General features: G+C 39.0%; 14 protein-coding genes. 9 read left to right on the top strand and 5 right to left on the bottom strand.

What is annotated here, in order from left to right:
- Window positions 1-161: 161 nt before the first annotated feature.
- Window positions 162-557: a lactoylglutathione lyase gene (gene gloA / locus JOC31_RS02250; protein ID WP_205016590.1), complete on the bottom strand. Its 396-nt coding sequence runs from the start codon at window positions 555-557 to the stop codon at window positions 162-164.
- Window positions 558-575: 18 nt separating this feature from the next.
- Window positions 576-1,250, bottom strand: coding sequence for an NAD(P)H-dependent oxidoreductase (locus JOC31_RS02255; RefSeq protein ID WP_205016591.1), 675 nt, complete (start codon window positions 1,248-1,250; stop codon window positions 576-578).
- A 129-nt stretch (window positions 1,251-1,379) separates the two neighbouring features.
- Here JOC31_RS02255 and JOC31_RS02260 point away from each other — a divergent pair, with 129 nt between their 5' ends.
- The 3 genes from JOC31_RS02260 (at window position 1,380) to JOC31_RS02270 (ending at window position 4,327) form a co-directional block, all read left to right on the top strand.
- On the top strand, window positions 1,380-2,267 hold the full coding sequence (locus tag JOC31_RS02260) for an ROK family protein (protein WP_205016592.1): 888 nt from the start codon (window positions 1,380-1,382) through the stop codon (window positions 2,265-2,267).
- A 417-nt stretch (window positions 2,268-2,684) separates the two neighbouring features.
- Entirely contained in the window at window positions 2,685-3,596 is a 912-nt protein-coding gene (locus JOC31_RS02265) for an ABC transporter ATP-binding protein (protein WP_205016593.1), read from the top strand.
- Window positions 3,593-4,327 carry a hypothetical protein gene (locus JOC31_RS02270; protein WP_205016594.1) on the top strand — a complete coding sequence of 245 codons (735 nt, stop codon included), beginning with the start codon at window positions 3,593-3,595 and terminating at the stop codon, window positions 4,325-4,327. Before JOC31_RS02265 ends, JOC31_RS02270 begins: the two co-directional genes overlap by 4 nt.
- Before the next feature lie 63 nt (window positions 4,328-4,390).
- On the opposite strand, the gene JOC31_RS02275 is transcribed toward JOC31_RS02270, so the two are convergent.
- On the bottom strand, window positions 4,391-4,975 hold the full coding sequence (locus JOC31_RS02275) for a TetR/AcrR family transcriptional regulator (protein WP_205016595.1): 585 nt from the start codon (window positions 4,973-4,975) through the stop codon (window positions 4,391-4,393).
- A gap of 50 nt (window positions 4,976-5,025) precedes the next feature.
- The gene (locus JOC31_RS02280) at window positions 5,026-6,114 is read right to left on the bottom strand and encodes a M24 family metallopeptidase (protein WP_205016596.1); all 1,089 of its coding nucleotides are present in this window, start codon (window positions 6,112-6,114) and stop codon (window positions 5,026-5,028) included.
- A 432-nt stretch (window positions 6,115-6,546) separates the two neighbouring features.
- Between JOC31_RS02280 and ccpA the strand changes: the two genes are divergently transcribed.
- From ccpA to thrS, 6 genes are all read left to right on the top strand, one after another.
- Window positions 6,547-7,548, top strand: coding sequence for a catabolite control protein A (ccpA, locus tag JOC31_RS02285; protein WP_205016640.1), 1,002 nt, complete (start codon window positions 6,547-6,549; stop codon window positions 7,546-7,548).
- Between the two features lie 174 nt (window positions 7,549-7,722).
- Window positions 7,723-8,721 carry an LTA glycolipid anchor biosynthesis glycosyltransferase, IagA/BgsA family gene (locus JOC31_RS02290; RefSeq protein ID WP_205016597.1) on the top strand — a complete coding sequence of 333 codons (999 nt, stop codon included), beginning with the start codon at window positions 7,723-7,725 and terminating at the stop codon, window positions 8,719-8,721.
- Window position 8,722: 1 nt separating this feature from the next.
- Window positions 8,723-10,054, top strand: coding sequence for a glycosyltransferase family 4 protein (locus tag JOC31_RS02295; protein WP_205016598.1), 1,332 nt, complete (start codon window positions 8,723-8,725; stop codon window positions 10,052-10,054).
- A 291-nt stretch (window positions 10,055-10,345) separates the two neighbouring features.
- On the top strand, window positions 10,346-10,510 hold the full coding sequence (locus tag JOC31_RS02300; RefSeq protein ID WP_205016599.1) for a hypothetical protein: 165 nt from the start codon (window positions 10,346-10,348) through the stop codon (window positions 10,508-10,510).
- Window positions 10,511-10,518: 8 nt separating this feature from the next.
- On the top strand, window positions 10,519-10,839 hold the full coding sequence (locus JOC31_RS02305; RefSeq protein ID WP_205016600.1) for a nucleoside triphosphate pyrophosphohydrolase family protein: 321 nt from the start codon (window positions 10,519-10,521) through the stop codon (window positions 10,837-10,839).
- A 68-nt stretch (window positions 10,840-10,907) separates the two neighbouring features.
- A complete protein-coding gene (gene thrS, locus JOC31_RS02310; protein WP_205016601.1) occupies window positions 10,908-12,854 on the top strand; it encodes a threonine--tRNA ligase in 1,947 nt (648 codons plus the stop codon).
- Between the two features lie 167 nt (window positions 12,855-13,021).
- Here the strand turns inward: thrS and JOC31_RS02315 are convergent, their stop codons facing one another.
- A complete protein-coding gene (locus JOC31_RS02315; RefSeq protein ID WP_205016602.1) occupies window positions 13,022-13,735 on the bottom strand; it encodes a DUF4811 domain-containing protein in 714 nt (237 codons plus the stop codon).
- Window position 13,736: the final 1 nt, after the last annotated feature.

Genomic DNA, 13,736 nt, shown 5'->3' on the forward strand with positions numbered 1-13,736 from the left:
AAGCTCGTATATTGTTAATTTATCTTCATACGTTAATTTCATCAAAAAACACCCCATTCGTTAGATTTTGTGTCTAACTTTTGGGGTGCAGTTCAGAGGCTTAGGAGCTTTTTAGCGTCTTTGCTGATAGTTAAGAGTCTGGTCTTCTCAGTTCACGAGAGTTAATCTTGATTCAAAAATTGCTTCAAGCGAATGACTTCGATTTTGTAACCATCTGGGTCTGTGATGAAGTAGTACATGGGTGCTTGATTTGGGAGTCCCATCAGTTTGGTAACGGTGTAACCAGCTTTTTCGTGTGCTTGGTGGTGAGCTTCAAGATCATCAACGCCTACGGCGATATGAGCGTAGCCATTACCAAGATCATAAGGGTCGTGGTCATAGTTGTAGGTCAACTCAAGCTCATAGCTAGGATCTTCTTCAAATGCGAGATAAACTAAGGTAAACTTAGCTTCTGGAAAATCGCTACGGCGAACTTCCTTAAATCCTAGAGCTTCTTGATAGAACTGGATAGACTGTTCAAGATTTTGAACGCGGATACAAGTGTGCAAAAATTTCATGGTATTTCCTTTCAAAAATTAATCCAACCAAGTAATGACTTCTTGGCGAGGTTTACGAGAACGTGGGTGTTTAGGGTCTTTGAGACGATAACCGAAGGAAACCATGCTTGCGATTCCTTCTTTTTCTGGATCAATGATCTGAGCTTCAGATAAGACAGCGTTGACCTTATCGTAGTCAAATCCCTCAATCGGACAAGTATCAATCCCAATCATAGCAGCCGTTGTCATCATATTTCCCATGGCGATATAGGTCTGTTTGGCAGTCCAGTCCCAGAGGGCGCGTGGGTTGTCAGCGATTTTTTGGTCTCTTTCCTGAAAGTCCTTGTAAAGCCCAAGACGAGCAGGGATATCTTCTTCTGAAATGCCTCGGCGAACAAGACTCTCCTTGATGACTTGGCTGTCGTAGCGGGCATTTTTTTCAGCCAAGAGAAGGACAAAGTGGCTAGCGGTATCGAGTTGAGGACCAGCTCCCCATGAGATAGGTTTGAGAGAATCGCGGAGCTGCTCAATGTGACGACGGTCTAGAACCACAAAACGCCAGCCTTCTAATCCAACTGAAGATGGGCTGAGCCAAGCCGTATCCAGAATAAAGTCCATATCGTCGCGACTAATGTCTTCATCATTGTAAACACGGACTGCCATACGATGGTCGTAGGCAGCACGGATAGCTTCTTTAGAAATAGATTGTGTCATGAAAACCTCACTTTCTAAGAGTTATCTTATCATGATAAGGCTAAAATTTCCACCATTAATCGTCTTAGAATAGGGAAGAAAAAAGAGGTGAAATATGATAAGATAGAGAAAAAACTTAGGAGAAGCGACATGATTTTAGCGATTGATTTTGGTGGGACTCAGGTGAAGTCTGCTCTGGTTTCGGAAGCGTTTGAACTCGCTCAGGTATTTGATGCCTATCCCTCTCCCAAGGACATGGCAAGCTGTCTCGAATTGATTGATCAGATAATAAGACCTCATTTGAGTGAGATTTCAGGAATAGCTTTTTCATTTCCAGGGACAGTGGATGATGCAAAAGGTGTTCTCTATAAAGGTGGTCTTTTGACTTACTTAGATGGTTTTGCTTACCGTGACTATGTGAGTGAGCACTACCACCTACCTGTTTCAGCTATAAATGATGGCAAAGCAGCAGCCCTTGCGGAATATGCCACTGGACAGCTAAAGGGGTGTCAAAATGGTCTTGCCATGGTCCTTGGCTCAGGTCTTGGTGGCGGTATTATTTTGCATGGACAGGTTTATCAGGGCTCAAACTTTCAGGCAGGGGAATTGACCTTTATGGTACCTCCCAAACAGGATGCACTGGAGGAGTTTGAGTTTGCAGGGACACAAGTCTCAGCGGTCAATATGATTCGCCATTGTGCCAGAATTCTAGAGCTTGAGGACGAGACGGATGGTAGAAAGGTCTTTGACCACCTCAATCAAAAAGATAGCCGCGTCTATCCTATCTTTGAAAGTTATTGTCGCTACTTAGCCATCTATATCAATAACGTTCAGGCAATTTTGGATTTGGATAAGGTTGTTCTAGGAGGTGGTATTTCTAGTCAAGCTATCCTACTGGAAGAACTAGAGAGACAGATCGCCAAACTAGAAAGTGAACAACCGATCTTTTTCAGGGTTGTTAATCGACCAGCTATTGCTATCTGTCAGCACAAAAATGGAGCTAATCTTATCGGTGCAGCTTATCATTTGGTGGGGTAATTATTATAAATGGACAGTTTACCACAGGTGAAGACATGTTTATCTTAATCAACTGGAATAATCTATATTAAATATTGACAGTATGTAAAGAAGAATATGTTTTAACTCGGAAGAAATCAAGATTATCAATAAATAAAGTTGACATCTTGTCAATTATTTCGCCCTTTTTTTTATGTTATTAAGTGATAAGATAGCTTTGTAAATATAATAAAATCCCTAAAAGGAGTTTACGATGAGCATTTATATGATGTTACCGCTTATTTTGTTATTGCTACTATATATTTTATTTCTAATAATTGATATTCTGTCTCATAAGAATACACGCTATTTCCCCTGGTGGGTCTGGATTATTGTATCTTGTGTGAGTCTTCCTTTTGGTGGAATTATTTATTTGTTAATTGGAAGAGAGAAATAGCTATGAAAGAAAAGAAATTATTAAGGGTAGAGAATCTTTCTGTTTCTTTTGGAAAATTTACTGCCTTAAAGACTATTTCTTTAAGTATATCCCAAAATGATGGTGTGATAGGGTTGATTGGACAAAATGGTGCAGGAAAAACGACACTTATTCATTCAGTATTACAATTAACAAAACCTATTAGTGGAATTATCGAAACTTATAATACTAAAATAGCTTATTGCCCAGATACACCGGAATTTCCAGATGATTTAAGTGCAAAAGAGGTATTGTATTATTCCGCTTGGATTTCTGAACTTCCAAAACCAAGTAAAGATACGGTAATGAATTTATTATCAGTAGTTGGATTGAATGGATATGAGAATAAGGTTGCTTCATCTTTTTCAAGAGGTATGAAACAACGATTAGGAATCGCAGCTTCTTTGATATTAAAACCAGAGTTGTTATTCTTAGATGAGCCTACAAGTGCATTGGACCCTTTCGGAAGAGAGGAAATTCTTGATATTATAAAAGGTATCTCAAAACAAACTACAGTTGTTATTTCAACCCATAATCTAGCAGATGTCCAAAAAGTTGCAGATAAATTATTTGTTATCAATAGAGGAAACTTACTATATTCAGGTAGTTTAATAGAGTTTTTGGGTCAAGAAGAGTTATCATTTATTGAACTTTTTAGTGCAGTAGAGGTGCAACGTTTCATTGAGTTACTTAAACAAAATAATATCGAAGTATTTAATCCCAAAGAGGAGCATAGTGATAATAGACTATATTTCTCTCACTCAGACTTTCCCAAAGTGTTAGCTTCAATTGATGAAAATCTAGCGATTTATGTAAAATCTTGTAACAATAGAGAATTTAATCTTTACGAGGCATTTTATCGTGCGGTTAAAAGTAGTGAAGGAGATAAATTATGATGAGATATGATTTTTATCATTGGATAAGAAGTCGCAAGGCCTTCTTTCTCTTTTTTATTATAAGTATTTGTTCGTTAGTTGCCACACTCAGTACCTATTATGCGAAGGATATTATCAATACATTGGGAACGACAGGTGCAAAAGTGATGCTCCAAGAAGTTCACTGGCGTGATATACTTAGTTCTTATTTTAAAATAACATCGCAAATTTGTTTGTTCACGGCTATTTACCTAACTTCTTCAGAATGTCAATTAGGCAGAGTAGAATCTGAAAAATTATTTTACCAAACAAGAATGAAAAGAGGAGGTAAGGTACTCCTATCAAAAGTTTTAACAAGTGCTATAATTAATCTGATCTCTATATGTTTTGGAGGGATACTAGCACTTTATACGACATGGGCGATGTATAGTACTATGAATTTTGAAAAAACCTTACTTGCACTAACGATTCAAAGTTTATCATTTGTTTGTTTTACGCTTTTGGGCAATGCCATTTCATGTTATCTAACTCCTTTTGTATCAGCGATGATACTTGAAGTTTTGATTTTGTTTTCCAGTTTGATAGAGCAGTTGAGATTTTTGGGTCATTGGTCTCCGTTTACATTGTTAACCCCAAATAATATATTGAATAATTTAGAGATAAAGGACTTATCAATGAAATTAATCTCGTCGTTCTTGATAATACTAATTTCTCTCAGTCTGATTTGGTTCAAACCTGTGAAACAGCACTGATATTGAAAGTAAAATAAAAAGGATTATTGTAACTGTAATAATCCTTTTTGTTTTTTGTTAAAATCACTCTTCGTTTTTTACGTTGATTAGTTCAAATGGGGAGTTGGTCATTATTGTTAAAAACTCTTTTTTAAACTCTTTCGGGAGAATCGGAAAATCATCGGAAAGCCACTCTGACAGAATTGACATGATATAGTCACAAGTCATTCCTACCATTTGCTCATCGCTAAAATAGGTACTTTTAGTCATGATTTGATTTGAATACTGACTTAATATGAGATGGATATATCTTCCTTTTAAATACTCTTTCCAATTAAAAAAATCCGAACTAGAGTACATTATTTTTATCCAATCCCTTTTATGATATATATTTGGAATTAAACTATCAGCAATAATTTCGTAAATATTTTTGGTATATTTTTGTTCAGCTAGAGCTATTTCAAATGTATCAAAAATAGATTCATCTACGCCATTCCTAATTTCTTGAAATATGCTCTCGACATTAGAAAAATGTTTATTATAAATAGCTTGTCGGCTAAGGTGTGCTTCTTTTGCTATATTAGTTAAAGTTAAATCATTGGCTTTTGTTCCATTAGATAGCAACCGTAAAGTGGCATTTATGATAGCATCGTGAGTGCCAATTACCATTGAGTATTACCTCTGTTTTTATATTTGTGGGGTGATGAAAAGGTATGACCTTAGTCAAGACTAAAATATTGTAACTCTTTTGGTGTTTTGGTAAAGACTTCGAAGCCTGACTTGGTAACATAACCGCAGTCTTCGATGCGGACACCGACTTTTCCAGGAATATAGATACCTGGCTCGACAGAGAAGCACATGCCTTCTTGGATGACAAGGTCATTGCCAGCCATGATGGATGGAAATTCGTGGACGTCCATACCAAGACCATGTCCTAGACGGTGGTTGAAATACTCACCGTAGCCCGCTTTTTCGATAACCTGACGGGCAGCAGCATCAACTTCGCTAGCTGTCACACCTGGCTTGATAAATTCTTGAGCAGTCAGCTGAGCTTCCAAGCAAAGGTTATAGATGTCTTTTTGGAATTGGTTCGGTTGACCGACAGCAACTGTACGGGTCATATCACTAGTATAGCCGTTGTAGAGTACTCCAAGGTCAAAGAGGAGTAGGGCATTGTCTTCGACAGGATTCGTTCCAGGAATGCCGTGAGGATTTGCAGCGTTATTGCCTGTCAAGACCATGGTCTCAAAGGACATATGGCTGACCCCTTGTTTTTTGAGTTCAAACTCAATCTGTGCAATGATATCTGTTTCAGTATTGCCTTTTTTGATATGATCAAACCCAATCTGAACAGCCACATCAGCCCATTTACCAGCGACCAACATCTTGTCAATTTCATCTTGAGATTTGATTAAACGCATGGTCTCGATTGTTGGCGTCAGATTTTTAAATTGTCCACTGAAGACGGATTGGAGACCTTGGAATTTGGTCACATTAAGATGGTTGAACTCAGCATAAACAAAGTCGCTGTCAATGCTAGGCAAACCTTCTTTGATTTTTTGCCATGGGTTTTCAGAATCAACATAGCCAAAAACGGGGAAATCCACTTGAGCACTAGCACGAGCTACCTCTAGGGCTGGGACAAAGAGGAGAGGCTCACGGTCTTCGTAAACAAAGAGAAATAGCTGGCGCTCATGAGGATCACAGTAAAAGCCAGTGAGGTAGTTGATGGTTACAGGGTCTGAGAAGATAGCAATTTTAGCTTGGTTTTGATGTAAAAAATGACGAATCGTGCTAAGTTTAGACATGGCAAAAACTCCTTATATTGGGATAGAAAGACTTGTAGCAACTCTAAAGCCTCCTTGTGACTGATGATAGGTGTGAATTTAGCAAAGCTTTGAAACCTATCATAGCTAACAAGGACTATTCTTTCAAAAAAATGACGAAAAAGCAAGAGCAAAACGCTCTTTTCTGATAAGATTCTGAAATTATTGAGAAACGATTGTTATAAGTGGTTGAAGGCTAATCTTTTTCTATTTTGGGCTCAAAAAGGAATGTTTGGCTTATCATTTCTCTTAATGAACGGAAATTGAGGAAAGTTAGCCTAAAAAATGCTGACGATTATCAGAAATCCCTTTCATCTTTTTAGGTTAAAGGGGGGTAATTACTTGAAAGGGATTTCAAATAATGGTAGAATAACAGTGAAAGCGTAATTTACAAAAGAAAGGATGATGATAAGAATGAATACTGATGATACGATTACTATTTATGATGTAGCACGTGAGGCAGGTGTCTCAATGGCTACTGTTAGTCGAGTTGTCAATGGGAATAAAAATGTTAAAGAAAACACTCGTAAAAAAGTTCTCGAAGTCATTGATCGACTGGATTATCGACCAAATGCCGTAGCACGTGGCTTGGCAAGTAAGAAAACAACGACTGTTGGAGTGGTCATCCCAAATATTGCAAATAGCTATTTCTCTATCCTAGCTAAAGGGATTGATGATATTGCAGCCATGTACAAGTACAACATTGTTTTGGCTTCTAGCGATGAAGATGATGACAAAGAAGTCGGTGTTGTCAATACTTTATTTGCGAAGCAAGTGGATGGTATCATCTTTATGGGACATCACTTGACAGAGAAGATTCGTGCAGAATTTTCACGTTCACGTACTCCAGTTGTCCTTGCAGGAACAGTTGACCTTGAACATCAGCTACCTAGTGTTAACATTGATTTTACTCAGGCAGTTTCAGATGTTGTTGCAGATTTGTCAAAAAATCATGATAAAATCGCCTTTGTCTCAGGTCCACTTATTGATGAAATCAATGGTAAGATTCGTTTAGCAGGTTATAAAGAAGGTTTAGCAGCAAATGGTTTAACCTTCAATGAAGGGCTTGTTTTCGAAGCTAAATACCGTTATCAAGATGGTTTTGATTTGGCAGAGCGCGTGCTTAATTCAGGGGCGACTGCTGCTTATGTCGCTGAAGATGAATTGGCAGCTGGTTTATTAAATGGTCTCTTTGCAGCAGGTAAGTCAGTACCTGAAGACTTTGAAATCATTACAAGTAATGACTCACCAATCACGAAGTATACGCGACCAAACTTGAGCTCAATCAGCCAACCTATCTATGACCTTGGAGCAGTTAGTATGCGTATGTTGACTAAGATCATGAACAAGGAAGAGTTGGAAGAAAAAGAGATTATTTTGAATCACGGTATTACTAAACGTGACTCAAGCCGCTAGTAATCCTCTAGTACTTACTAGAAGTAAGGAAACGATACTTCCGCAATGAGAAAGAATGGTTAGTTTATCTAGCCATTCTTTTTTGACTTTAGGAAACTAATGAATTTGCTGATTTTGTGCGGTAGTTAGAGATTTTAAGTGAAAAAAATCTTCAAATAGGCTATAATGTTAGGTATGAAAGTTTTACTGTATTTAGAAGGTGAAAAGGCTATCAGTAAATCAGGGATTGGTCGTGCTATTAAGCATCAGCAAAAGGCCTTAGAGTTACAAGGAATCCCTTATACGACTGATGAACATGATGATTATGACCTTGTTCATATAAATACTTATGGTTTGATGAGTTGGCATCTTTTGAAAACAGCTAAGAAAGCAGGAAAGAAAGTCATTATGCACGGTCATTCGACCAAAGAAGATTTTAGAAATTCTTTTCTTTTTTCAAATCAGATAGCACCACTTTTCAAATGGTATTTAATGCATTTTTATCGTGCAGCAGATGCCATCATCACACCGACAGAGTATTCCAAACAATTGATACAATCTTATGGTATCACTTGTCCCATTTTTCCAGTGTCAAATGGAATCGAGTTGCCAAAATACACTCCTGATAAAGCTAAGGAAGTTGCTTTTAGAGAGTATTTCAAGCTAAGTGCTGAGCAAAAGGTTGTTATTTCAGCTGGGCTATTTTTTAGACGAAAAGGTATCGAGGATTTTGTCAAAGTGGCAGAACAGATGCCTGATGTTACCTTTATCTGGTTTGGCCAAATCAATAAATGGCTTATTCCATCCAAAGTGAGACGTTTGGTCGAAAAGAATCATCCCCAAAATGTAATTTTCCCAGGCTATATCAAGGGTGATATCTATGAAGGAGCTATGAGCGGAGCAGATGCCTTTTTCTTTCCGAGTTTTGAAGAAACAGAAGGTATCGTTGTTTTAGAAGCACTAGCCAGTCATCAACAGGTGGTTCTCAGAGATATTCCTGTCTATGAGGGATGGATTGGTGAAGATGCGGTTGATTTTGCTAGTGACATAGATGGTTTTGTTGCAGCCTTAAACAGGGTTCTATCAGGTCAGCGTAACAAATGTGAGGCAGCCTACAAGGTGGCGGAAAGTCGCCGTATTGAGTTGGTAGCAAAACAGCTAGCGACTGCCTATCAAAAGGTTATGGAGTTGTAGTATGAAGATTGGATTTTTTACAGATACTTATTTTCCACAGGTCTCAGGTGTTGCCACCAGTATTCGCACTTTGAAAGAAGAGCTTGAAAAGGCAGGTCATGAGGTTTTTATCTTTACAGCTACTGAAAAAAATATCAAGGTGGATGAAGACCCGACCATTGTTCGTTTACCAAGCGTTCCTTTTATCGCCTTTACGGATCGTCGTATGGTGTATTCAGGTTTGAATACTGCTTATCAGATTGTAAAAGAACATCACCTGGATATCATTCACACCCATACAGAATTTGTAATGGGGACTTTTGGTTATATGATTGCACGTGAGTTGGGTATTCCGATTGTACATACTTACCATACGCATTATGAAGATTATGTTCATTATATTGCCAAGGGGCGTTTGATCAAACCAAGTATGGTCAAGTACTTTGTTAAAGACTATTTGAGAAATTATGATGCGGTGATCTGTCCTAGTCGTATCGTCCAAAATATTCTTGATGGCTATCAAGTGATGATTCAAAAAAGAATTATCCCAACTGGAATTGAACTCAATCAGTACCTGCGTCCAGATTTAACCAAAGAAGATGTCATGCGTTTAAGGGCTGACTTGGGCATCAAGGAATCGGATACGATGCTACTGAGTCTGTCACGTATCTCTTATGAAAAAAATATTCAAGCTGTTTTGAAGGCTTTGCCACAGGTTTTAAAAGAGACGCCCGACCTTACCTTAGTCGTTGTTGGGGATGGTCCTTATTTACCTGACTTAAAAGATCAGGTGAGAGATCTGGGGATTGAAGACTCTGTGCGATTTACGGGGATGGTGGAGCAGTCTCAGACGGCTCTCTATTATAAGGCAGCAGATTTCTTTATTTCAGCGTCCACAAGTGAGACACAAGGGCTTACTTATACAGAGAGTCTAGCTAGTGGAACCCCTGTCATTGCGCATGGCAACCCCTATCTTGATGATCTTATTGACCAGCCTATGTTTGGGTGTTTGTACTATGACGAGGAGCAGTTGGCAGAGACGATTATTAAGGCAATTACTACAACGCCTCAAATGAGTCAAATGCAACTCGATGACAAACTCTATAGTATCTCAGCAGAGCAGTTTGGTAAGTCTGTTTATGAACTTTACCTTGATTTGATTATTTCCAAGGATTATAAGGTTGAGAGATCTTCTTTTTTCAGAGATAGCAAGCGAAAATATACGCACATCACCGTAATGCGTCAGACCATGAGTGCTCCGTCTCGAGTGGTTAAAGGGACAGCCAAAACCTCAGTGCGTATGCTAAAGACTCCAAAACGCTTGGTGGATAGTCTTCGAGACTTCTTTGATTAAGTCACATTAAAATAGACATCTTGTCTTGAAAAATTAAAAAATCGTGCTATAATACTTACTGGAGACATGTTTGAGGTGTCTGGTTTTTCAGAGAGCGTCTGGTTGCTGCAAAGACGTAAACCTATCCAAAGATACTCCTCCCGAGTTTTTATGAAAACATAAAACGGTTGCTACGATATAGCTGATAGAGGTCTATGGTTTTTTTACTGTAGATAAATTAAGGTGGAACCACGTTGCGACGTCCTTTTAGGATGTCGCAATTTTTTGTTTAACTTAGAGAAGGTAATGGATATGGCAAAAGATAAGAAATCGCGTGAAACGTTTTTATTGGAAGGTTTGATGATTGGTCTTGTCCTAGGAATTTTACTGAGTTTGTGGGGGATCTGGTTTGGTTACTCTTGGTTAGGAATCGGTATTGTAGCAGGAGTCCTTTTAGGATCTGCTGTTAAAAAGTGAGGAAGACAATGTTATTATCGGACCAACTCTTACAAAGAAGTCAGGCAATTCGACAGGTCTATCATGGCTTAGAAGTTAAGCATCACGGTAAGGAATGGTCGCTTGAAGAAGACCTCCTTGCTCTTTCCAATGATATTGGCAATCTCAATCGTTTAGTCATGACTAAGCAAGGTCGTTATTATGATGAGACGCCCTATACTTTGGAGCAAAAATTAGCTGAGAATATCTGGTGGTTGCTGGAAATCTCCCAGCGTCTGGATGTGGATATCCAGGCAGAAATGGAGACTTTTCTTTCTCAAAAGGAAAGTCAGTTGAAAATTGAAATATAATATATGATATAGAAAGGAAGTAAGGGCGGCTCGTATTTGCTCAAGCGACTGTCCTTAATGTCTAACTTATGATTACTATTACTTTTCCTGATGGTGCTGTTCGTGAGTACCAATCTGGCGTAACAACTGTTGAGATTGCTGAGTCAATCAGTAAATCCCTTGCTAAAAAAGCTTTGGCTGGTAAATTCAACGGCAAGCTTATTGATACAACACGTGCTATTACTGAAGATGGTAGCATCGAAATCGTGACTCCTGATCACGAAGATGCTCTTCCTGTTCTTCGTCACTCAGCAGCTCACCTTTTTGCACAAGCGGCTCGCCGTCTTTTCCCAGATATTCACTTAGGAGTTGGTCCTGCTATCGAAGATGGTTTCTACTATGATACAGATAACCAAGCAGGTCAAATTTCAAATGAAGATCTTCCTCGTATCGAAGAAGAAATGAAGAAAATCGTCAAAGAAAACTTCCCATCTATTCGTGAAGAAGTAACTAAAGACCAAGCGCGTGAGATTTTTAAAAACGACCCATACAAACTTGAGTTGATCGAAGAACACTCAGAAGATGAGGGTGGACTTACTATCTATCGTCAGGGTGAGTACGTTGACCTTTGTCGTGGCCCACACGTGCCATCAACTGGTCGTATCCAAGTCTTCCACCTACTTAACGTAGCTGGTGCTTACTGGCGTGGAAATAGCGATAATGCCATGATGCAACGTGTTTATGGTACGGCTTGGTTTGATAAAAAAGATCTTAAAGCTTATCTTCAACGTCGTGAAGAGGCAAAAGAACGTGACCACCGTAAACTTGGTAAAGAGCTTGACCTCTTTATGATTTCACAAGAAGTTGGTCAAGGTTTGCCATTCTGGTTACCAAATGGTGCAACCATTCGTCGTGAGTTGGAACGTTATATCGTTGATAAAGAGTTGGCGTCAGGTTACCAACATGTTTACACACCACCAGTAGCATCTGTTGAACTTTACAAGACTTCTGGTCACTGGGAGCACTATTCAGAAGATATGTTCCCAACTATGGATATGGGTGATGGAGAAGAGTTTGTTCTTCGTCCGATGAACTGCCCACACCACATTCAAGTCTTCAAACACCATGTGCATTCATATCGCGAGCTTCCGATTCGTATCGCTGAGATTGGTATGATGCACCGTTATGAAAAATCAGGTGCTCTTACAGGTCTTCAACGTGTACGTGAGATGTCATTGAACGATGGTCACCTCTTTGTTACACCAGAGCAAATCCAAGAGGAATTCCAAAAAGCCCTTCAGTTGATTATTGATGTTTATGCTGATTTCAATCTAAACGACTACCGTTTCCGCCTGTCTTATCGTGATCCTGAAGATAAGGAAAAATATTATGATAATGACGAGATGTGGGAAAATGCTCAAAGCATGTTGAAAGCGGCCCTTGATGAAATGGGTGCTGAGTACTTTGAAGCTGAAGGCGAAGCAGCCTTCTATGGTCCAAAACTTGATATCCAAGTGAAAACAGCTCTTGGAAATGAAGAAACCTTGTCAACAATCCAACTTGACTTCCTTCTTCCAGAACGTTTTGACCTTAAATACATCGGTGCAGATGGTGAGGAACACCGTCCAGTCATGATTCACCGTGGTGTCATTTCAACTATGGAACGCTTTACAGCGATCTTGATTGAGAACTACAAGGGAGCCTTCCCAACTTGGTTGGCACCACAACAAGTGTCTGTTATCCCAATCTCAAACGAAGCTCACATTGACTATGCTTGGGAAGTGGCTAAAGCCCTTAAAGATCGTGGTATCCGTGCCGAAGTGGATGACCGTAACGAGAAAATGCAGTACAAGATTCGTGCAGCTCAAACACAAAAAATTCCATATCAATTGATCGTGGGTGACAAAGAAATGGAAGATCGTGCTGTTAACGTTCGTCGTTATGGAAGTAAGGCGACTGAGACTAAGGCTCTTGATGCCTTTGTAGCAGATATTCTAGCAGATATTGCCCGTAAGTCACGAGTGGATGAAGACTAATCCATAAGCTGATAAGTGAAAAGCTGAGATCTTATTCTCAGCTTTTTTACTTATCATTTACAAAAGATACTTATTGACTGAAGCATTTGGTCTCAGGTTAGCTAATCAAAAAACTTACTCATTTTAGTCAAGGACTGACCATAAAGGAGTAAGTTTTTTGCTTCGTATTATTTGATATTAAGTGCTGATTTAATCATTTTAATTTGCTGTTCAGCATAGAGTTCAGGGTTTGTTTTAGCAAGAGCTTGAAGGGCTGCGGTAGCAGTTGGATTTGCAGCTGCCTGAGCTTTAGCCTTGGCTTGGATTTGTGGAATCAATGTTTTTAACTTTTCAGCTTGTTTGTCTGTTAAGACTAACCATGTTTTCTCAGGGACTTTAGCTGTAATGGTTTTTGAGACGACCTCACCTTCTTCTCCAGCGAAGCCATAGAGCCATTCTGCTAAATCAGAATCCCAAGTGTAACGTTTGGTTACGGTAGTGACCGTCGCATTTTTACTATCAGTGAGTTGATAGTTTGTTGTAACTTTAGAAGCTTCTACAGGATTGTCTGTATCAGGAATGAAGTGGGCACTGCTATCAGTGTCTGTCGTTTTATCACGATAGACAAGAACATAGTTTCCAGAATCAGTTCCGATTTCTTTAGTGATGAGAACACCGTAGGTTGCACTAGTATCACCAGCAGTGTAAATGGTTTTAGTGCTTGTTTTTGTAGTGATTTTCATGCCAGTATGGTTAACGAAGTGGTCAGTCAATTGCCAAATAGAACCAGCAAGAATAAGAAGGGATAGGATTCCTAGGGGAACTCGGATGATAGCACGATCAATGAGCATCCAAGTAACAAATGTTAAGATTGTGGCTAATGAAATAATAAGGACAATCATT

It is taken from the genome of Streptococcus saliviloxodontae, assembly GCF_016908655.1.
Taxonomy (GTDB): Bacteria; Bacillota; Bacilli; order Lactobacillales; family Streptococcaceae; genus Streptococcus; species Streptococcus saliviloxodontae.

Coding starts and splice junctions, on each gene's coding strand:
- JOC31_RS02315 (WP_205016602.1), bottom strand. CDS start 13,735: ATGATTGTCCTTATTATTTCATTAGCCACAATCTTAACATTTGTTACT.
- JOC31_RS02270 (WP_205016594.1), top strand. CDS start 3,593: ATGATGAGATATGATTTTTATCATTGGATAAGAAGTCGCAAGGCCTTC.
- JOC31_RS02255 (WP_205016591.1), bottom strand. CDS start 1,250: ATGACACAATCTATTTCTAAAGAAGCTATCCGTGCTGCCTACGACCAT.
- ccpA (WP_205016640.1), top strand. CDS start 6,547: ATGAATACTGATGATACGATTACTATTTATGATGTAGCACGTGAGGCA.
- gloA (WP_205016590.1), bottom strand. CDS start 557: ATGAAATTTTTGCACACTTGTATCCGCGTTCAAAATCTTGAACAGTCT.
- JOC31_RS02280 (WP_205016596.1), bottom strand. CDS start 6,114: ATGTCTAAACTTAGCACGATTCGTCATTTTTTACATCAAAACCAAGCT.
- JOC31_RS02300 (WP_205016599.1), top strand. CDS start 10,346: ATGGCAAAAGATAAGAAATCGCGTGAAACGTTTTTATTGGAAGGTTTG.
- JOC31_RS02275 (WP_205016595.1), bottom strand. CDS start 4,975: ATGGTAATTGGCACTCACGATGCTATCATAAATGCCACTTTACGGTTG.
- JOC31_RS02305 (WP_205016600.1), top strand. CDS start 10,519: ATGTTATTATCGGACCAACTCTTACAAAGAAGTCAGGCAATTCGACAG.
- JOC31_RS02290 (WP_205016597.1), top strand. CDS start 7,723: ATGAAAGTTTTACTGTATTTAGAAGGTGAAAAGGCTATCAGTAAATCA.
- JOC31_RS02265 (WP_205016593.1), top strand. CDS start 2,685: ATGAAAGAAAAGAAATTATTAAGGGTAGAGAATCTTTCTGTTTCTTTT.
- JOC31_RS02260 (WP_205016592.1), top strand. CDS start 1,380: ATGATTTTAGCGATTGATTTTGGTGGGACTCAGGTGAAGTCTGCTCTG.
- thrS (WP_205016601.1), top strand. CDS start 10,908: ATGATTACTATTACTTTTCCTGATGGTGCTGTTCGTGAGTACCAATCT.
- JOC31_RS02295 (WP_205016598.1), top strand. CDS start 8,723: ATGAAGATTGGATTTTTTACAGATACTTATTTTCCACAGGTCTCAGGT.